Below are 18,436 nucleotides of genomic sequence, written 5' to 3'. Positions count from 1 at the left end.
ATTAAAGCATTATGTTAGAACTTCAATAAATGAAACCAATAGCTTGATACACACGTAGAGTAATCTAAACAAAGTGAGGTGCGCTGACATTGAAAATAGAAAAATATAAAGTGGAAACATCAAAAGGGACGTTACAATACAATATTAGTGGAAAAGGCAAACCAAATATAGTTTTGATTAATGGTGGTTCTGGACCGATAGAAGGTTGGATGAAAATACTGCCGGCAATTTCGGAAACAGCATCTGTATTTTCCTATAATCGCTTTGGTGTTGCTGGCAGCGATAAACCGAAGGAAAGCCAAGACGGGAAAAGTATGGTTAATACTTTACGTGAGGCATTAACAACAGTGGGGTTTGAACCTCCATACTTATTGGTCGGACATTCGCTAGGCGGCCTATATGCTAATTTATATGCCCGACTTTACACAAATGAAGTGGGGGGAATAGTTTTTTTAGAATCCAGTACAACGAAAGATATTAGCCTTAATGAATATCAAGGCAAGGCTGTAAAAGCCTTTAATAGGATGTTCAAGGTGTTTGATTCCTTATCCTCGCATAAACAATTCAATGAAGTTAATTTTGTGAAAAAAACTGTGGAACAAATCCAGCAAACTGCTACATTTCCCGAAATACCTGTATTTGTCATTACTGGTGGACAAGAAAATCGAATGATGCCAGAGGAAATTCGAAAAAAACGACTTGAGAACCAATTGGAATTGCTTTCATTGTCAACAAACAGCAAACACATTGTCGCAAAAAAAAGTGGGCATTTCCCGCAATTATCAGAACCAACTATAGTGATTGACTCAATCAAAGATTGTGCAGAACAATTAAATAAAACAAACCATAACTAGATGAATGCAAGCATTTTTAGAGTATTTTGTTAATGTTGCCTTTTATAATCTCTCTGTCTCCTTCTATCACTTTATTTTATAGATGCCCAATAATTCCTGATAGAATAGTATACAAATGGAGGAAGGCTTTTTGAAAAATTACCCGGCCATTTGGCGAATCTCATCATATAATGCCATGACACCTTTAGGGTGTATTTTTTTTGGACCTGTAGCCGAGAAGATGAATTCTTATTTTGAAATTTCATTAATCAGATAGTTATGTGTACAAGCATTTATTGATACGTAACATAAGATTAATAGAGGTGATAGAAATGGTAAAAGTATTTATTGATCCCGGCCACGGCGGTACGGATCCAGGCTCGGTGGGGAATGGATTGAGAGAAAAGGATTTAACTTTATCCATTGCAACTCGAATCAAAGACATCTTATTAGTAGAATATAATAACGTTTCTGTAAAAATGAGCAGGTACCAAGATACGTACCCCTCTTTAAACGATAGGACGAATGCAGCGAACGCGTGGGGAGCCGACTTTTATCTCTCCATTCACATAAATGCTGGCGGAGGCACTGGGTATGAGGATTACGTTTATACGTCTACGAATCAGATTACGAAAACGTATCAAGATCATATTCATTCAGAGGTCATGAAGCTTATCAACATCCAAGACAGAGGACAAAAAACAGGAGATTTACATGTGCTCCGTGAAACGGACATGCCTGCACTCCTGACTGAAAATGGATTTATCGATAATGTCAATGACGCAGCCAAATTGAAAACGGCATCCTTTATCGAATCACTGGCTCGCGGACATGTAAACGGTTTAGTTAAATGCTTCAATCTTAAAAAGAAAAATACAGCTGTATACCACACAGTCGTTAGTGGTGACACCGTATACTCCTTAAGCATTGCTTATGGCAGTACGGTTCAGCAAATTAAAGATTGGAACGATCTTGACAGTCAGTACACCATTACAGTAAACCAGAAATTGCGGGTTAAATGAATCATTAATAGTTGCCTGGTTAAATGATTTTTAACTTCCAGAAGCACACCACACAGGAAGCCCTTCTTAAAAAGAGAGGGGCTTTTCCTCGTTCACGAATAAAATAATCGTGTACATACTACTGTCCTATATGAATGCTTGAAATTAGCGGAAGAAGTGAAAGGGAAAAATAAATAATTTTGCTCAGGAGGCAAAAGAGGAATTTGATATATCTTCGCATTTTCCAGGAAACAAGCCTCTGACGGGATTCGAACCCGCACTCCTTTCGTAAGCATAGGCTAGGGGAGAACACGCTTCCCTACGGATTTTCACCGGCAGGAATTCCACCTGCCTCAGCTTATTTGCTTTTCGGTGCTTCTGAAACCCTTACCTTGCGACCCGGTGGCTACAAATGTTTTCCGGCGCTCTTCCCTTCTAGAGCTACAGAGGCAAATAAAACAATACTAAAAAGCACAAACCATGATGGCTTATACCTAATATGTATCAGTCAATAAGGAGAACTAAAGTAATTTTCCTTAAAAATTCTAAATGGATATTAATCGTATATTTTAATGGCTTGAACCACTTTTCCTAAAATTCGGACTCTATCATTTTTGATGTTATAGGTTTTTTTTTCATAAAAAGGATCTGTGCTGCAGGGAGTGAGTGTGATGTTTTCTTCATCGATACTCACTTTTTTGACCGTAGCATCGTGACCATTTACCAAGACCACTCCAATTTTTCCTTTATCGACGTAGGTTGTTTTTTCAACGAGAATCAATGATCCGTCACTGAATTCTTTGTTCATGCTATTGCCATTCACTCTCAGGAAAAAATATTCTTTATTCGTTTTTAACATCGAATTTAATGTCGGCATATATGCTTCTATATATTCATTGGTGAAATTAGGATCTCCAGCAGGGATATTGCCATAGACTCCAATTAATCTTACATTCTTTTCATTTAGAAATTCCATTCCAGGAGCATTTCTAACGATAGGTGCTCCTTCAATGAGGTGGGATAGCGGTATTTCAAAGCATGCGGACATCATGCTCAATTTATCCATTAAAGGTTTATTCCGTCCGGATTCCCATGCTGATACTGCCGTTGGCGCCACTTTTAATATATTTGCCAAATCTTCTTGTGTCATTTTTCTTTCTTTTCTTAACATTTTAATCCGTTCACCAATGTGCATATTTCTTCACCTCTTACTAGAATATACACCATGAGTGAAAGTGAGTAAACTTAAAGTGCGTGAATTTTGCGAAAAATTGTTGGTAACTATACTTCAAGTGTGATATCATTTTTTTAGATAGGTGGTGACAAGATATGACAAACGTTAAGTTCACACTTAAACAAGCGAGGAAGTATAAAGGTTTGACACAAGAAGAAATGGCTAAAGTGCTGAAAATGGCCAAAAGGACTTACATTGACTATGAGCAATATAAGATTCCTTTGCGAATCGATAAGGCTTATTTGTTTGCTGAATGTGTTGGGTTCTCAATCGACGACATCATTTTTTTTGATCCCCACCTACACTTCAAATGTAGTTAAAGGATCAAGACTATCAACCATTTCTTCACCAAAGTAACCATTCCTGGGGCAAGATTTAAGAAATGATCGAAAGAGAGTGAAAAAAAGAGGAAAGGAAAATCAGATAAACATATTGTACAATCGGAAGAACAGCATAGCCCTGAAATTATTTATCCAGTTCTCATTTGTGAAATACGCGTATGTGGGTTGAGGGAAGGCTTTAAGGAGTTAAAAATCCAAATAGACGATTGATACTGAGATCCCTATGAATGACAGCCAATTGCTGTGAAAGAATTTTTTTCAATAATTTACTTAATGTCTAGGATGGACTTCAAAACACCATGAATAGGAGCAATTGGACAGTGGCAAATTCGAAGAATAATATTTGGATGATCATAAAAAAGTCAAGCCCTATATCCTTTGCAGGAGAAGGGCTTATTCTCTTTTTTGTGAACTTACAGCAGTCGATATATGGATTTATCCTATAAGGATCATTTCATAAATGGAAAATGACTGTATACATAAACGAATCGAAGGCAAACCATCATACTATATCTCCATTTATTATGAATTCTTCTAGTTTTTTTCTCCCATCTTTGTGAAGATAGCAGGTAATGGTATGCAAAAGTACAAATATATACTAATGAAGGCTATGAAAGGCCTGGAAGGAGGGCGTTGATAATAGGATGAGTTCGAAAAAATTCCACTTGATATTGGAGGAGATAACAATTGAAAAGGAATGTAATCAATTATGTCGTTTTTCTTGTCCTCATTCTAACCATATTAATTATGGCTAATCCAGACATTTCCTCAGCAGGAAAATTAAAGCCTCCTTCCGAAACGTTCAGTCCAGGAGATTGGTTTCTTGGAAGTATTCCTCCCAATCTTGATACAAAGAAACCACCGATCGTGTTTGTTCAAGGGAAAAACGGCAGTTCAACCAGCTGGTACGGTGAAACGGATTATCATGGTGTCAATGATATGTATACCAAAGCGTATGAAGCAGGCTACCAAACTGTTTTTGTTCAGCTTCATGATTCAGCTGGAAATGGATCAGTGAGCCAATATGCTAATGGAAGGCTTTTAGCTCAAATGCTTGCAGAAATCAGTAACCATTTCGGGGGCGAAAAAGTAAATATTATAGCTCACAGCAAAGGGGGCCCAGATACCCAAGCGGCTCTAGTGCACTACGGAGCACACCAATATGTTGGAAGGGTGATCACTTTAGCTTCCCCTCATCATGGTTCTCACCTTGCTGATTTGGCTTATAGCTGGTATGCGGGCTGGCTTGGTTCCCTATTAGGTCAAAAAGATGAGGGAACTTATTCTTTACAAGTTGGTAAAATGGCGGAATTTCGTTCTGTCACGGATAACCATGTTAATTCTCGTAAAAACATGTATTTCACTGTGGCAGGCATGAACAGAGGCCCGGTTCTATCAGCCTTATCCATGGGTGGACAATATTTATCTTCATATGGGGAAAATGATGGTCTAGTGAATGTATGGAGTACAAAAATACCCTATGCAACCCATTTATTTTCAGATCCCAACTTTGATCACGACAATATACGAGTTGGCTCAGCTGTATTTTCAAGAATTGAACCATATTTAAGAAGCACTTCCGCCGCTGGAATCCCTGAATATAATGTCAATTATAAAGAACGGGTTGAAGATGATGTCATTACAACCGCACTCGCTCAAACCGTTTTGGGTGATGTCCTGAAACAAAATGTCTGGATCGAACGAAGCTTCCATGTAAATGAAGCAGCCCCAGGCAATATAAACATATATACAGCCTCAAATGATGTCGAGGTTGAATTGATTTCTCCATCCAATAAAAAGTATTCACCTTCCTTAAAGGTGCATTCAGCCAAAAATGAAACTTCCTTTTTTAATGGTGCAACCATCCACTCATTCAATAGAAACAACCTTGAAATGGGTGATTGGAAAGTGCGAATGAAGACAAAATCGTCAAAAGACGCCTACCTGCTCACTGCACAATTTAACGAAAAGAATCCCATTACATTAAGTATGGCCGGTAAAGTTAAGCAAAAAGATGCAAAATTTTTAATAAAGAACCCAATGAATGATAAAAAAAGGCCAATCAGCACAACATTTTCGGTTCATCTAATAGATGAAACCGGTAATGAAATTAGTGAAAAAAGCTCAATTAAGGCAATGGATACTGAAAATTTTACTGGCACCCTTCCAGAAGTACCTAAGTCAGGTGTTTATAATGTAACAATAGATGTCAAGGAAAAAAATGTGTATGGTACTGAAAGAACCCGGACGCTGATTCGTTCGGTCTATATTGAGAAATAGTGAAATCCTTTCTTTTCTTAAGGCTGTTTTCGCATACTTTGTTGCTATTTACTGCTATTTACCAAGTAGTGCGGTGTGGTTGATTTCCCCTCCAGATGCTCGCTTTCCGCGGGGCGGGCGGTGAGCCTCCTCGGCGTAAACGCCTGTGGGGTCTCACCTGTCCCGCTGCTCCCGCAGGAGTCTCGCACTTCCGCTCCAATCAACCTTAAATAGTTTTGTTTTAAAAACACCAATCTTTACGAAAAGAGCCTTTCTTAAAAAGGGTATCAGACTGTAGACAAATTCTAAGTTTCTTTTATTTTAAAAAAGATCCAGTCGATTGCAGAAAATCCGCTTCCTTTCCGCCGACGGTCTGCCAAGCATGCTCGGTTAGTCAGGAGTTTAAAAAACATAAAGGATAACTTACTTTTCCCGACAAATTGATCCCTTCTCTTAATTAAGGAGGGGTTTTTTGGATGTGTAAATGGGATGTAACATGGGTGTTAGTGGCAGAGAGAGACAACCTATATAGGTTTAATCCGTCTTTTTATAGGATTCTCTATAAGACAAAATATCAGTTTTGAGTGCAGCATAATTGCCTATGCTAGCATAGCCATAAAACCAGCCCATGAAAATTCCTGAAACAAAGTGATGACGATGACTGATGAAAATGGAAATGAACAAGCCAAGGGCCAAAGCGATGGCAGGGATGAATTTTGGACGAATATGAAACATGACCTTAATAAGTTGAGTAAGAATCATGATGGTAGGAATGGCTATCACTGCATCCCAAAAGTTTGTATGGATGGTTGGGTAGTCCATGATTTCACCACCTTGAATTGAAGTTTTTAAAATTAATTTTTGTTTTTCATCAATTTTTTATACAATGATTACAAATTTAAAATGAATTATTAAAAGTTTTAGACAAGTTTTGAAGATTTCCAGTGTTCAATTAAAAAAGCCGTCAATCCATTTTAATATATGGATTGGCGGCTTTTCCTGGTTGGTGGGGAAATGGATAAATAGTACGCGGAGCGAACTATTCGAGGTAAGTAATCTAAAAATCAGCCAGATCATCGGAACCTTTTGTACTGGACAAGCTGTAACCTTTTTCATAGATGAGAATACGATAAGAATGAGAATAAACAGTGAAAAATAAAGTAATGCCTATTAGTGGGAGGTTCAAATGAGCAAAGAAACATTTATTAAGGAAATTGCTCCCTATGCCCAGAAAATTCAACAGGAATTTAAAATATTACCTTCGGTTGTCATCGCACAAGCTTGTTTGGAGAGTGGATATGGGACAAGTTTATTAGCAAGCAAAGGAAAAAATATATTCGGTACAAAAGGTGACTTCAAGGGTGAGTCTGTCATTATTCAGACAATGGAATATGTCAATGGTGTGCCTGTTCAAGTATGGAACAAATTCAGAAAATATCCATCGTGGGAAGAAAGTCTTCGAGATCTTGCCAATTTATATGTAAAGGGGACTTCGTGGAACAGAAGTCTTTATACAGCTGTCATTGGAGAAAAAGATTACAGAAAAGCACTCAAAGCAATATTCGATGCGGGGTATGCATCGGATCCCAAATATATTGAAAAACTGGTGAACCTTATCGAAACAAGCGATTTAACAAAATATGATGCAAGCATTGAAGAGGTTTATCATATTGTCCAAAAAGGGGATACCGTCTCTGCGCTTGCAAAAGCATACGGTTCTACACAAGTGCAGATACAACAGTGGAATGGCTTGGTCGATCTTAACCTCATAAAGGTGAACCAAAGATTAAGAGTGAAGTGAATTTTAACTGGGAGCGATAATTGAAGCTCTCTTTTTTATTGTAATCAGATTGTTACCAAAGTAAATATTAGGCGATCGTATAACTCCGATCCGTAATAAAGGATGTTTAAATTCCCAAGAAAATCTGATTCTATTAATAAATATATCAATATCCACTCTTCCATATGCATATTGAGAGAATTCAGGACATAGATTAAACAAACAAAAAAAGCGCGGTTAGCGCTTTTAGTGTATTTGTCTATATAAGCCTATTACTTTTCCAAGGATCGAAACATCCCGTAAAATAATTGGTTCCATATTTGAGTTCTCAGGCTGAAGCCTTATGTAATCCGGTTCCTTAAAGAATCGTTTTACAGTGGCTTCATCATCTTCCGTCATGGCCACGACGATATCTCCATTATTGGCATTGCTTTGTTGTTTCACGATGACATAATCCCCATCATGAATTCCTGCTTCGATCATACTTTCACCCATGATTTCCAGCATGAATACATGGTCATCATGTGGAACCATGCTTTCGGGAAGCGGAAAGTATTCTTCTATGTTCTCAATGGCCGTTATCGGCATTCCCGCTGTTACTTTTCCAAGTAACGGCACGTTCACGACATTGACTTTGGGAATATTGTTCGCTTCCTCCAAATTCATTATTTCAATGGCCCTTGGCTTGGTTGGGTCGCGTCTAATCAGGCCTTTGCTTTCCAGGCGTGATAAATGTCCGTGTACTGTTGAACTTGAAGCAAGCCCCACTGCTTCGCCAATCTCCCGTACGGAAGGTGGATACCCTTTTTGGCGGACCTCTTCTTTAATGAAATCAAGAATATCTTGCTGCCGTTTTGATAGTTTAGTCATTTGTGCACCTCTTCCCCAATGTTCTTTGCTACATTATAGCATGGCCCCCAACTCTATACAAACATAAGTTCGAATTTTGTTGTTGACTGAAACAAACGTTCGTATTATAATTTGACCATAACATACGAACGAACATTCGCTTTGGAGGGATATTTATGAAAAATTTATACAAAAATTATATTTATACGATTCTATTAGCGGGATCAGTATTCATCTTTTCAATTTTATTCTCTTGTACATTGAACAACGATCCAAAAAAGGATTTCCTTTCTATAGAAGTAAGTGAAGGTGATACCCTATGGGGAATTGCCGAAGAATATGAAGAAGCAAATTTGACAAAAAAAGAATTCATTGGTTGGATAGAAGAGCATAATGGAGTCAGGGCGGATACAATTAAACCTGGTCAAGTCATCGTCATACCGGTTAAAGGGGAAGAGCTTGTCCAGAATTTGGCCAGTGAGCAGTAAGTAGTGAAGGTAGGGTATTATGAAGGCGGTAATCTATTGTAGGGTCAGCACAGAAAAAGAGTCACAGGAAACATCATTGGCAAGGCAGGAAGATGAGTTAGTCAAATTGGCAGAAAAGATGGACGTAGAAGTCATTTCCATAATAAAAGAACAGGCAAGTGGTTATGAGTTGAATCGGGATGGCATTTTTGAAATGCTCGAACTATTTAAAACTAAAGAAGCTGATGTACTATTAATCCAGGATGAAACAAGGCTGGGAAGAGGAAATGCCAAAATAGCCCTTTTCCATGTCATCCTTAAAGAAGATGTGAAGATTTATACGCTCTCACATGACGGGGAGCTTGAGTTATCGGATTCGGATGCCATGGTCATCCAGATAGTCGGTATTGTAGAAGAATACCAAAGGAAACTACATAACCTTAAAATAAAGCGCGGGATGATAAGAGCCGTTGAAAAAGGGTACCGTCCTCAAAAAAACCTTCAGAATCAAAGGAATTCCACTGGAAGGGACCGTATGGAAATTCCTATTGAAGAAATTATTAAACTTCGGGCCAATGGATTGACATTTGCAGAAATCGCAGCCACTTTAAGGGGCTTTGGATACAATGTTTCCAAGGCTACTGTGAATAGGCGTTTTCTCGAACATCAACTGAATAAAAAGGAAAGTCAATCTTAGAACTTGTAATTTCGCTTTTTTTTTAATACCATGACAATATCCGGAGATTATGAAGGAGCGAAATTATGTTATCAAAAGAAAAAATAACCCGTATTAATGAACTTTCTAAAAAGGCAAAGACTGAAGGTTTGACGGAAGTTGAGGCGAAAGAGCAAACCCAATTGAGAAGTGAGTATTTGGAAACATTCAGAAAGTCCATGACCGATACGTTGGAGCATGTGAAAGTCGTTGATCCAGAAGGTAATGACGTCACTCCTCAAAAGATAAAAAATATAAAAGAAAAAAGAAACTTACATTAATGCTTGAATTCCTCTCATGGAACGGGGATCCTATTAGCATTTAGGAGTAAAAAGGGAGTGCATGCATGTATGTATTCTCCTATTTAGTTTAATCTAAATAGGGGCTTCTCTTATTTCTAGGAAATTTTAATATTGAGGCAGTAAATAGTGATTTTAGTTGTGATATTATGCTTGTCACTATAATATAAAGAGGTACATTACAGGAAGGGATGTTTTTACAATATGTTAGATAAATTAGATGCACTTTCTATCAATACGATTCGTACATTATCAATTGATGCAATTGAAAAGGCTAATTCCGGCCATCCAGGTATGCCAATGGGTGCAGCGCCGATGGCGTATAAACTATGGACCGAATATATGAACCATAACCCGAAAAATCCAGATTGGTTTAATAGAGATCGCTTTGTTCTTTCAGCTGGACATGGTTCTATGCTGTTATACAGCCTTCTTCATTTATCGGGCTATGGCTTATCTATCGATGATTTGAAAAGCTTCCGTCAATGGGGCAGTAAAACTCCAGGACATCCTGAATTCGGACATACGGCTGGTGTAGATGCAACTACCGGGCCGCTTGGACAAGGTATTGCAATGGCAGTCGGAATGGCAATGGCTGAACGTCACTTGGCAGAAAGCTATAACCGCGATTCTTATAATGTTGTCGACCATTATACATATAGCATTTGTGGAGATGGAGATTTAATGGAAGGTGTTTCTGCAGAAGCCGCTTCATTAGCTGGACATCTACAACTCGGAAGACTTGTTGTTTTATATGATTCTAATGATATTTCCCTTGACGGCGACTTAAGTCAATCATTTAGTGAAAGCGTAGCAGACCGGTTCAAATCTTATGGATGGCAATATATCCGCGTTGAGGATGGAAATGATCTTCAGGAAATTGCTAAAGCGATTGAAGAAGCGAAAACCGACGATGCACGCCCAACATTAATCGAAGTGAAAACGGTTATTGGATACGGTTCACCAAACCGTTCAGGTAAATCCGCTGTTCACGGCGCTCCGCTTGGCGCAGATGAGCTTAAATTGACAAAGGAAGCTTATAAATGGACATTCGAAGAGGACTTCCATGTTCCGGAAGAAGTGTATTCACACTTCAATGAAGCTGTTGTTGATGCAGGCGCTCAAAAAGAAGAAGCTTGGAATGAATTGTTCAAAAATTACAAAGAAGCACATCCTGAGTTAGCACAGCAATTGGAGCTGGCCATCAAAGGAGAACTGCCTGCTGATTGGGATCAGGAAATTCCGGTCTATGAAGAAGGTAAAACATTAGCTTCCCGTGCTTCAAGTGGGGAAGTGCTAAATGCAATAGCCAAGCGGGTCCCTAGCTTCATTGGGGGTTCTGCGGATTTAGCCGGATCTAATAATACTGCCATCAAAGGTGAGACTGATCTATTACCTGGTAATTACAGCGGCCGTAATATATGGTTTGGTGTACGTGAATTCGCTATGGGTGCGGCTTTAAATGGAATGGCACTTCATGGTGGATTAAAAGTATACGGAGGAACATTCTTCGTATTCTCTGATTATCTACGTCCTGCCATAAGAATGGCAGCACTAATGGGACTGCCTGTAAACTATGTATTCACGCATGACAGCATTGCTGTAGGAGAAGACGGACCGACTCATGAGCCAATCGAACAATTGGCATCATTGCGTGCAATGCCTAACCTAGGGGTAATCCGTCCAGCTGATGGCAATGAAACGGCAGCAGCCTGGAAAGTGGCTATGGAGTCTACAAATAAACCAACGGCCCTTGTATTGACTCGTCAAGGATTGCCAACAATTAAAGACACGTCAGAAACTGCGTATGAAGGTGTTTCAAAAGGTGCTTACATCATCTCTGCTTCTAAGAAAGAAGTAGCCGATGCATTACTTCTTGCGACTGGTTCCGAAGTGAACTTGGCTGTGGAAGCACAGAAAGCTTTAGCGAACGAAGGAATTGATGTTTCTGTTATCAGCATGCCATCATGGGATCGATTTGAAACTCAATCTAAAGAATATAAACAAAGCGTAATCAATCCGGCAGTGAAGAAACGTCTAGCTATCGAAGTGGCTTCACCGTTTGGTTGGGATCGTTATGCAGGTGATGAGGGTGAAATATTGGCCATCAATCATTTCGGAGCTTCTGCACCAGGCGGTAAAATCATGGAGGAATTCGGCTTCACTTTAGAAAATGTAGTTGCCCGTGTTAAGGAAATGCTTAACTAATCGTAATGGAGAACTGACACCAACTAGTTTGGTGTCAGTTTTTTTATCAAAAACAATCCTGGTTTATTGCGTGCTCCTATTCTAAAGGGAAATCTTCCATTCGACAAAAAAAGAAGAAAATTTCTCCAGCAAACAACATATCTTTTTAGTTTGTCAATATATAATGAGAATAAATAAATTTCGTTTAAATGTGTCAGTTAAAGGGGAAAGTTATCAATAGTGGAAAATAGTGGAGAGGGTCCTGGTGGTTAGTCCAAAATAGGAAAGCTAGGAGGCATTGGCTGATGAGAACCTATCAAATTTATTTAATCGAAGATGAATTTGCCCATCATTATTATGGAAGAGAAAAGCTATTTTTCAATTTGTTTTTGGAGTATATTCAAGCAAAGGGCAGACTGAAGAGTATTTTGCAAAAACAAATCGAATATGTCACCAAAACAGTCCCGATTATCCAGTTGCAGTTAGCTATTGAACAACGTTTGCAAAAAAAGATGAATTATTGGACTCAAAATGGAAAATACTATTTAGAAAAAACAAACGGATCAAGTAAAGCCGTTTTAATCATTCAGCAAGATTCCATTACTCTAAAAGCTGAAGGAGACTATGAAGCGGAGACGGCTTTCTTTGAAAGTATTCGAAAATATGAAGCGAGTTTTCTGGCCATTGATTTTGAACATGAAAAATACGGTTGGTTAAAACCGATAAAAGAAAGAAAATTTGTCTAAATGGGGGACTTTTCAGTAGCGGGTATTGTATAATAACCTTTGGTCTAGTACACTGATGTTAGACAACACGAAGGAGGAAATAGTATGTGGGTTTACATTCTAGTTGGCGTACTGGCATTGATTGCTGGAGTAGTGCTGGGATTTTTCATCGCTCGTAAATACATGATGGATTACTTAAAGAAAAATCCGCCAATTAACGAACAGATGCTGAAAATGATGATGATGCAAATGGGTATGAAACCATCCCAAAAGAAGATTAATCAAATGATGAGCGCCATGAATAAACAACAAACAAAATAAGTTAGCAATTATAAGATAAGCAAATCATAACTACCGTGAAGAGTGAATCTTTCGTCATAAATTTTCCTTATTTTTGCTTTATCTTTCATTACTAATCCGAAACTTCTTTCTCTGGTGGAAACTAGATCAGAGAGAGGGGTTTTTTGTGTTGTTAGGGGATAAGCAAGAGGGCAATCATGGGGTTTAAAGGTTTCATTTAGAGGGATTCTAGTACATGTGTCTTTCAAGATACTACACAGGATTCATCAAATTCAGAAACTAACTATAATTCATGTATGGTTTCTGAATTTGAGTGCCTGGCCATTCAATTTTCTAAATAATACTTACGGCTTTAACACCACTTTAATGCATCCGTCTGTCCTTGTATCAAATACTTGGTAACCATGTTTAGCTTGATCCAATGGTAGTACGTGGGTTACGACATCGCCAGGATCAACTTTTCCTTCAGATATTAGATTATAGAGATATGGCATATAAGGGATAACGGGAGCTTGCCCGGTCTTGATATCCACGTTTCTTTGAAATATATCTCCTAGCGGAAAGCCATTATAACGCCCGCCGTAAGCACCAGTTATTTGAATGGTTCCTGCTTTACGGACCGCTTGGGAGGCGATTACAATACCACCCATGGCACCGCCATGAAGCTTAAGCCCCGTTGCAAGATATTCCATGGGCGTCATTTTACCGCTCATGCCTGAACAATCAATTACGATATCGGCTCCGCCTTTCGTTATTTCTTTGAGATAATCCCCTACGTTTTCATATTGTTCGAAATTTACAATTTCGACTTTATTTGTCCGTTTTGCATGTTCCAGACGATAGTTGAGATGATCGACGGCAATGACTCTTTTCGCTCCTTTGAACCAAGCGAATTTTTGTACGAGTAATCCAACGGGACCGCACCCTAAGATGATTACAGTATCACCTGGTTTTACTCCTGCATGGTCAACGCTCCAAAATGCGGTAGAAGCTGCATCGGCGAGTAATATCAATTTTTCATCGTCAATCTCACAATCTTCTGGAATCTTAAAAGGAGTGAAATTCCCATATGGAACCCGCATGTATTCTGCTTGTCCTCCAGCATACCCGCCAGTTGTTTCTGAATATCCAAAAAATCCGCCCATTTCCCCATGTGGATTCGAGTTATCGCACTGACTTGTAAGGTCGTTGTCGCAATACCAGCAGCTTCCGCAGCTAACGTTAAAGGGGATGATTACACGATCTCCCTTTTTCAATTTATTTACACCAGGACCAACTTCCTCGACAACACCCATTGGCTCATGACCAATAACATAATCGGTTGGCATATTGGGAATCATTTGATGAATCAAATGCAAATCCGAACCGCAAATGGCCGAAGCAGTAATTTTTACGATGATATCATCGGAATTTTTGATTTGGGGGTCCTTAACTTCTTTAACCTGCACATTTTTATTGCCCTGGTAAGTTACGGCTTTCATTAAACTTCCTCCTCTATTTACTCGGCGTTGCGAACATTCCAAGTCTATCAGTATCGTTAGGGAACAGCTTCATCCCAGCGATGCTGACTGCCATATCAGCTGATTTCAGATCCAATTCAACTTGCTTTCCAACATCATTTGGATAGAGCCAGCCTTTACTGATCATTAAATCGGTTATTTCTGCATGTAAATCAATGGAATGCTCCATTTGCCGGTATAATGCTTTACGCAATTCTGGACTTGCTGTTTCTGATAAAGCGATACCATACGTATGAATACCGCTTTTGACCGTCAGTAGGAAATCCAGGGCAAAAGAGGAATCTGCCATTTCAGGCATATGTTCAGCACCTTGGGGATCTAAAAAGTCCATTTCCATTAAAGCTCACCTCATTGTTTAAAGTTTGTTCGGGCACGATCGTAAAAAGTCTTTAGTTCATTAATGGCTACTATGGATTGCTGTACGTCTTTTTCCATTAATGCTTTCAAATCATTATCAAAACAAATTCCTTGCATTAATTTGGATTTCATTAAGCATATTGTCTTAAAATTTATTATTTCATGCGTCTCCATGGTCTCGTGAAATGCGAGCTTTTCATTTTCCATTCACTCACCTCCTAAGTCTAGGTAACAAAAGTAATTTTCCCTATTCAACACTCAGGTATACAGGGGACTACATGTTGCTTTCCAAATGGTTTTAATCTCCTAATAAAATGAAAAGGAATGAATAAGAGCTTTTGAACAACGAAAGATAAGTAAGTGATTGTTACTGAAAGGAGAGATGCTTCTAGTGGAAAAGTTGGGACTGCATGAAACGTTAGAACTGCATGAAATATTGAACTTCAAAAGCCTTTGTCTATCAAAAGCTTCTACAATGAATGGGTTAGTCCAAGATACGGAATTAAAAAACATTCTTTTACAAGACATGAGCAACGGCAGAGAGCATATTCAAAAATTACAGGAAATCCTGGTAAACCAAGGCGAGGGAAGACAATGACTAACTTTTTGCAAAATATGGCAGGAATGGGTGGTATGACCGATCAGGTGATTGCTACTGACTTTCTGAATTCTGCCAAATCAGGAATAAGAAATACGGCTTTCGCCATAACAGAAACAGCTTCACCTGAATTGAGGGCTGCATTACGGGAACAGCTGAGGTCTGCTGTAGAAACACATGGGTTAATAAGTGATTACATGGTTTCAAAAGGTTATTATCATCCTCTGGATATAAGTGAGCAATCGAAAGTGAATCTAAAAGCAGCTAATACGGCCTTGAATCTTTCTCAACGTTGATATCGGTTTGCAAAATTAGATGAATGAAATTCCCTCAATCCTTTGTGTATAGGAGGGAATTTCATTGCAAGCAAATAGTAATCAACAAAGTGCAGGACTCAGTTGAGTTTTTTGAGTTGACTTTATCAACTGTAAATATTAAAATTACAGTAATCTCCTTGAGGAGGATGCGAAAAGTGAATAGTGATTTTACAATAGCTGTGCATAGTTTGGTCTATTTAGCTTATCTACCAGATCATATGGCAAGCAGTGAGTCCATCGCAGAAAACGTTTGTACAAACTCGGCAAGGATTCGGAAAATGATGAGCTGCTTAAGAAAAAAGGGATTTGTTAAAACGAAAGAAGGCGTGGGGGGAGGCTATATTCTAGACTGTAATCCTGAAGAGGTGAGTTTGGCAGATATTTATATAACGGTCTCACATGGAACCTTGAAACCGAAATGGTGTACAGGTGATCCGGAGAAAAAATGTGTCATATCTTCCAATACCCAGGTAGTCATGGATCAAATATTCGATGAAGCAGAATTGTATTTTGAAAAATATTTGGAAGATATAACTCTCAGCACTTTTTTGGAAAAAATTAAACAATGTCCGTGATATTGATTTAGTTTTTTCTTTGCACAAAATGTATATTTTATTAATACAGTTAATAACTATAGATTTTAATATTAAATGAACATAAAAGGGGTGTTAAGGAAATGGTTGAAAACAATCTGTTCAAAAATGGGGATTGGGTACAAGGAAAATCAAGAGATGGAGAACTTATCCATGGCTTCGTTGAAAACGTGAGCGATAATCGTGAAATTATTAAAGTGAATGTGGTGGAAAGTGACAATGAAAAAGCGGTTGGGAAATCGATTTGGATTCCAAGTAAATGGACTGAAAAACTGCCGGATCTAGAAATCAGTAACGAAACTCATCTTTTGGCCTTAATTGATTTGGCTTTACTTTCTAAAGATGAAACATGGTTTATGGAGTTATCCGGTAAATTGGAATCCATCAAAATCCATCCGAAAATGAATGCGAGGAAATCTGAGGTTTTTATCCCGGGAAATAGAATCGCAAAACTTGATTTTAAATAGATGGTGAGTAAAGACCATAAATATTTCGGATAATACAAGGAGGAAATGATCATGACAATAGAACATGTTACAGATGATAATTTTGCTAGTGAAATCAAGGAAGGTTTAGTATTGGTTGATTTTTGGGCACCGTGGTGCGGTCCGTGCAAAATGATTGCCCCAGTGCTTAATGAAATCGATGAGGAAATGGGTGATCAGGTTAAGATCGTAAAACTTAATGTGGATGAAAATTCAAATACGACTAGCGAATATGGAGTGATGGGAATTCCAGCACTTATTTTATTCAAAGATGGAGAAAAGGTAGATCAAGCTATTGGCTTCCAGCCCAAAGAAGCCATTTCGGCATTAATCGCAAAGTATGCATGATATTTAAATTAGTTTGCGGATTTCAATTTATTATACAAACCGGCGGGTTACAAAATGGAGGATTACTAAATGAATTCTAATTATACACCATTATTTGAATCGTTCAATTTAGGAAAGGGAACAGAATTGAAAAATCGATTAGTGATGGCGCCCATGACAAATTTCTCTTCAAATCCTGACGGAACTGTCACCGACGCAGAAGTTAATTATTATGAACGTCGGTCAAGCGGGGTCGGCATGGTTATAACGGCTTGTACTTACGTGACGGCAAATGGGAAAGGGTTTCATGGGGAATTTGGCGGAGATCAGGATGAATTGATACCTAGTCTAAGTCGTTTGGCATCAGCGATTAAAGCGAAAGGGGCAAAGGCAATTCTCCAGATTTTTCATGGCGGCCGAGAGGTTCCACCGGAATTAGTAAATGGCGATGTTGTCAGTGCGAGCAATATTCCGTCGGAAGGCGAAGGGAAAGCAGTTCCGCGCCCACTTTCTGAAAAGGAAATAGAATCAATCATTCTCGATTTTGGTGAAACCACCCGACGTGCCATTGAAGCGGGATTTGACGGTGTAGAAATTCACGGAGCTAATGGTTACTTGCTTCAGCAATTCTTTTCGCCTCATTCAAACCGTCGTGAAGACAAGTGGGGCGGTTCCCTTGAAAAGCGCCTGACCTTTCCGTTAGCGGTTGTGGATGAAGTGAAAAAGGCTGTTGCTGAACATGCCAAGGATCCGTTCATCGTAGGATATCGTTTTTCACCGGAAGAGCCGGAAACACCAGGAATCACCATGGATGATACACTAGCATTAATTGATGGACTTGTAACAAAGGATTTGGATTATCTTCACGTTTCACTAATGGATTTCTGGTCAAAAGCAAGACGGGGAGCCGACGTTGACCGACCTCGAATAGAAATTATTAAAGAACGTATCGGAGAGCGAGTTCCCTTAATTGGTGTTGGTTCCATCTATACAGCGGATGATGCGATCAAGGCACTGCAATCCGGGATTCCATTAATCGCATTAGGGCGTGAAATCATAATCGATCCTGAATGGGTACAAAAAGTGGAACAAGGCAGGGAAGCAGAAATCGTGACAAAAATTAACAAAGATAAACAGCTGCAACTTGATATTCCAGATCCATTATGGCAAGCGATCATCCACTCTCCAGGATGGTTTCCAGGGGTCGAATAATAAAGTGAAAAATGCAGATGGTTTTCACATAACCCCG

At 38.8% G+C, this 18,436-nt stretch carries 23 protein-coding genes; 17 read left to right on the top strand and 6 right to left on the bottom strand.

The features are described from left to right. Positions 1-89 precede the first annotated feature (89 nt). Together MPH60_RS12870 and MPH60_RS12865 are read left to right on the top strand one after the other, a co-directional pair. Entirely contained in the window at positions 90-854 is a 765-nt protein-coding gene (locus MPH60_RS12870) for an alpha/beta fold hydrolase (protein ID WP_241594283.1), read from the top strand. 311 nt (positions 855-1,165) lie between these two features. Next, on the top strand, positions 1,166-1,855 hold the full coding sequence (locus tag MPH60_RS12865) for an N-acetylmuramoyl-L-alanine amidase family protein (protein WP_241594282.1): 690 nt from the start codon (positions 1,166-1,168) through the stop codon (positions 1,853-1,855). A gap of 535 nt (positions 1,856-2,390) precedes the next feature. Here the strand turns inward: MPH60_RS12865 and MPH60_RS12860 are convergent. Beyond that, positions 2,391-3,029, bottom strand: coding sequence for a LexA family protein (locus MPH60_RS12860; RefSeq protein WP_241594281.1), 639 nt, complete (start codon positions 3,027-3,029; stop codon positions 2,391-2,393). A 134-nt stretch (positions 3,030-3,163) separates the two neighbouring features. On the opposite strand from MPH60_RS12860, the gene MPH60_RS12855 reads away from it, so the two are divergent. Both MPH60_RS12855 and MPH60_RS12850 read left to right on the top strand, forming a co-directional pair. Continuing rightward, on the top strand, positions 3,164-3,388 hold the full coding sequence (locus tag MPH60_RS12855; RefSeq protein ID WP_101221641.1) for a helix-turn-helix transcriptional regulator: 225 nt from the start codon (positions 3,164-3,166) through the stop codon (positions 3,386-3,388). A 768-nt stretch (positions 3,389-4,156) separates the two neighbouring features. Further along, entirely contained in the window at positions 4,157-5,689 is a 1,533-nt protein-coding gene (locus tag MPH60_RS12850) for an esterase/lipase family protein (protein ID WP_241594318.1), read from the top strand. A 513-nt stretch (positions 5,690-6,202) separates the two neighbouring features. Here MPH60_RS12850 and MPH60_RS12845 read toward each other — a convergent pair. Continuing rightward, the gene (locus MPH60_RS12845) at positions 6,203-6,490 is read right to left on the bottom strand and encodes a hypothetical protein (RefSeq protein WP_241594280.1); all 288 of its coding nucleotides are present in this window, start codon (positions 6,488-6,490) and stop codon (positions 6,203-6,205) included. A gap of 364 nt (positions 6,491-6,854) precedes the next feature. On the opposite strand from MPH60_RS12845, the gene MPH60_RS12840 reads away from it, so the two are divergent. Beyond that, positions 6,855-7,469 (top strand): glucosaminidase domain-containing protein, encoded by a 615-nt coding sequence (locus MPH60_RS12840; RefSeq protein WP_241594279.1) that lies wholly within the window; start codon positions 6,855-6,857, stop codon positions 7,467-7,469. Between the two features lie 225 nt (positions 7,470-7,694). On the opposite strand, the gene lexA is transcribed toward MPH60_RS12840, so the two are convergent. Next, positions 7,695-8,318 (bottom strand): transcriptional repressor LexA, encoded by a 624-nt coding sequence (gene lexA, locus MPH60_RS12835; protein WP_101221643.1) that lies wholly within the window; start codon positions 8,316-8,318, stop codon positions 7,695-7,697. A gap of 155 nt (positions 8,319-8,473) precedes the next feature. On the opposite strand from lexA, the gene yneA reads away from it, so the two are divergent. The 6 genes from yneA to MPH60_RS12805 all read left to right on the top strand — a co-directional run bounded on the left by yneA (position 8,474) and on the right by MPH60_RS12805 (position 13,011). After that, positions 8,474-8,785, top strand: coding sequence for a cell division suppressor protein YneA (gene yneA / locus MPH60_RS12830; protein ID WP_101221644.1), 312 nt, complete (start codon positions 8,474-8,476; stop codon positions 8,783-8,785). Between the two features lie 19 nt (positions 8,786-8,804). Then, positions 8,805-9,461, top strand: a complete 657-nt coding sequence (locus MPH60_RS12825) for a YneB family resolvase-like protein (protein WP_241594278.1) — start codon at positions 8,805-8,807, stop codon at positions 9,459-9,461. 65 nt (positions 9,462-9,526) lie between these two features. After that, complete coding sequence (locus MPH60_RS12820) at positions 9,527-9,760, top strand: DUF896 domain-containing protein (RefSeq protein ID WP_241594277.1); 234 nt, start codon at positions 9,527-9,529, stop codon at positions 9,758-9,760. Positions 9,761-9,982: 222 nt separating this feature from the next. Continuing rightward, positions 9,983-11,986 carry a transketolase gene (gene tkt / locus MPH60_RS12815; protein ID WP_241594276.1) on the top strand — a complete coding sequence of 668 codons (2,004 nt, stop codon included), beginning with the start codon at positions 9,983-9,985 and terminating at the stop codon, positions 11,984-11,986. A 284-nt stretch (positions 11,987-12,270) separates the two neighbouring features. Further along, positions 12,271-12,711: a sporulation inhibitor of replication protein SirA gene (sirA, locus tag MPH60_RS12810; RefSeq protein ID WP_241615834.1), complete on the top strand. Its 441-nt coding sequence runs from the start codon at positions 12,271-12,273 to the stop codon at positions 12,709-12,711. Positions 12,712-12,795: 84 nt separating this feature from the next. After that, positions 12,796-13,011 carry a YneF family protein gene (locus MPH60_RS12805; protein ID WP_034312934.1) on the top strand — a complete coding sequence of 72 codons (216 nt, stop codon included), beginning with the start codon at positions 12,796-12,798 and terminating at the stop codon, positions 13,009-13,011. Between the two features lie 323 nt (positions 13,012-13,334). Here MPH60_RS12805 and MPH60_RS12800 read toward each other — a convergent pair whose 3' ends face one another. Genes MPH60_RS12800 through MPH60_RS12790 form a run of 3 tightly spaced genes read right to left on the bottom strand, consistent with a single transcriptional unit; the run spans position 13,335 to position 15,074 of the window. Beyond that, positions 13,335-14,471 (bottom strand): zinc-dependent alcohol dehydrogenase, encoded by a 1,137-nt coding sequence (locus MPH60_RS12800; RefSeq protein ID WP_241594271.1) that lies wholly within the window; start codon positions 14,469-14,471, stop codon positions 13,335-13,337. A gap of 13 nt (positions 14,472-14,484) precedes the next feature. Further along, complete coding sequence (locus MPH60_RS12795; RefSeq protein ID WP_241594270.1) at positions 14,485-14,847, bottom strand: spore coat protein; 363 nt, start codon at positions 14,845-14,847, stop codon at positions 14,485-14,487. A gap of 11 nt (positions 14,848-14,858) precedes the next feature. Continuing rightward, positions 14,859-15,074, bottom strand: coding sequence for a spore coat protein (locus MPH60_RS12790; protein WP_241594269.1), 216 nt, complete (start codon positions 15,072-15,074; stop codon positions 14,859-14,861). 175 nt (positions 15,075-15,249) lie between these two features. Between MPH60_RS12790 and MPH60_RS12785 the strand changes: the two genes are divergently transcribed. From MPH60_RS12785 to MPH60_RS12760, 6 genes are all read left to right on the top strand, one after another. Next, positions 15,250-15,465 carry a hypothetical protein gene (locus MPH60_RS12785; protein WP_241594274.1) on the top strand — a complete coding sequence of 72 codons (216 nt, stop codon included), beginning with the start codon at positions 15,250-15,252 and terminating at the stop codon, positions 15,463-15,465. Further along, complete coding sequence (locus tag MPH60_RS12780; protein ID WP_241594268.1) at positions 15,462-15,761, top strand: spore coat protein; 300 nt, start codon at positions 15,462-15,464, stop codon at positions 15,759-15,761. The genes MPH60_RS12785 and MPH60_RS12780 overlap by 4 nt, the downstream gene beginning before the upstream one ends. Before the next feature lie 176 nt (positions 15,762-15,937). After that, complete coding sequence (locus MPH60_RS12775) at positions 15,938-16,357, top strand: RrF2 family transcriptional regulator (RefSeq protein ID WP_101221650.1); 420 nt, start codon at positions 15,938-15,940, stop codon at positions 16,355-16,357. Positions 16,358-16,458: 101 nt separating this feature from the next. After that, positions 16,459-16,842: an IDEAL domain-containing protein gene (locus MPH60_RS12770; protein WP_241594267.1), complete on the top strand. Its 384-nt coding sequence runs from the start codon at positions 16,459-16,461 to the stop codon at positions 16,840-16,842. A gap of 51 nt (positions 16,843-16,893) precedes the next feature. Then, positions 16,894-17,208 carry a thioredoxin gene (gene trxA / locus MPH60_RS12765; RefSeq protein WP_101221652.1) on the top strand — a complete coding sequence of 105 codons (315 nt, stop codon included), beginning with the start codon at positions 16,894-16,896 and terminating at the stop codon, positions 17,206-17,208. A 69-nt stretch (positions 17,209-17,277) separates the two neighbouring features. Further along, complete coding sequence (locus tag MPH60_RS12760) at positions 17,278-18,399, top strand: NADH-dependent flavin oxidoreductase (protein WP_241594266.1); 1,122 nt, start codon at positions 17,278-17,280, stop codon at positions 18,397-18,399. Positions 18,400-18,436: the final 37 nt, after the last annotated feature.

The sequence above is a fragment of the Peribacillus sp. Aquil_B1 genome (genome assembly GCF_022603275.1).
Taxonomy (GTDB): domain Bacteria; phylum Bacillota; class Bacilli; order Bacillales; family DSM-1321; genus Peribacillus.
The sequence above is the reverse complement of the archived record's forward strand: the minus strand, read 5'-3'. Positions and strand labels throughout refer to the sequence as shown.

Coding starts and splice junctions, on each gene's coding strand:
- MPH60_RS12855 (WP_101221641.1), top strand. CDS start 3,164: ATGACAAACGTTAAGTTCACACTTAAACAAGCGAGGAAGTATAAAGGT.
- trxA (WP_101221652.1), top strand. CDS start 16,894: ATGACAATAGAACATGTTACAGATGATAATTTTGCTAGTGAAATCAAG.
- MPH60_RS12845 (WP_241594280.1), bottom strand. CDS start 6,490: ATGGACTACCCAACCATCCATACAAACTTTTGGGATGCAGTGATAGCC.
- MPH60_RS12820 (WP_241594277.1), top strand. CDS start 9,527: ATGTTATCAAAAGAAAAAATAACCCGTATTAATGAACTTTCTAAAAAG.
- MPH60_RS12825 (WP_241594278.1), top strand. CDS start 8,805: ATGAAGGCGGTAATCTATTGTAGGGTCAGCACAGAAAAAGAGTCACAG.
- MPH60_RS12780 (WP_241594268.1), top strand. CDS start 15,462: ATGACTAACTTTTTGCAAAATATGGCAGGAATGGGTGGTATGACCGAT.
- tkt (WP_241594276.1), top strand. CDS start 9,983: ATGTTAGATAAATTAGATGCACTTTCTATCAATACGATTCGTACATTA.
- MPH60_RS12840 (WP_241594279.1), top strand. CDS start 6,855: ATGAGCAAAGAAACATTTATTAAGGAAATTGCTCCCTATGCCCAGAAA.
- MPH60_RS12760 (WP_241594266.1), top strand. CDS start 17,278: ATGAATTCTAATTATACACCATTATTTGAATCGTTCAATTTAGGAAAG.
- MPH60_RS12860 (WP_241594281.1), bottom strand. CDS start 3,029: ATGCACATTGGTGAACGGATTAAAATGTTAAGAAAAGAAAGAAAAATG.
- MPH60_RS12770 (WP_241594267.1), top strand. CDS start 16,459: ATGGTTGAAAACAATCTGTTCAAAAATGGGGATTGGGTACAAGGAAAA.
- MPH60_RS12800 (WP_241594271.1), bottom strand. CDS start 14,471: ATGAAAGCCGTAACTTACCAGGGCAATAAAAATGTGCAGGTTAAAGAA.
- MPH60_RS12850 (WP_241594318.1), top strand. CDS start 4,157: ATGGCTAATCCAGACATTTCCTCAGCAGGAAAATTAAAGCCTCCTTCC.
- lexA (WP_101221643.1), bottom strand. CDS start 8,318: ATGACTAAACTATCAAAACGGCAGCAAGATATTCTTGATTTCATTAAA.
- MPH60_RS12805 (WP_034312934.1), top strand. CDS start 12,796: ATGTGGGTTTACATTCTAGTTGGCGTACTGGCATTGATTGCTGGAGTA.
- MPH60_RS12795 (WP_241594270.1), bottom strand. CDS start 14,847: ATGGAAATGGACTTTTTAGATCCCCAAGGTGCTGAACATATGCCTGAA.
- MPH60_RS12790 (WP_241594269.1), bottom strand. CDS start 15,074: ATGGAAAATGAAAAGCTCGCATTTCACGAGACCATGGAGACGCATGAA.
- MPH60_RS12785 (WP_241594274.1), top strand. CDS start 15,250: ATGCTTCTAGTGGAAAAGTTGGGACTGCATGAAACGTTAGAACTGCAT.
- sirA (WP_241615834.1), top strand. CDS start 12,271: ATGAGAACCTATCAAATTTATTTAATCGAAGATGAATTTGCCCATCAT.
- MPH60_RS12865 (WP_241594282.1), top strand. CDS start 1,166: ATGGTAAAAGTATTTATTGATCCCGGCCACGGCGGTACGGATCCAGGC.
- yneA (WP_101221644.1), top strand. CDS start 8,474: ATGAAAAATTTATACAAAAATTATATTTATACGATTCTATTAGCGGGA.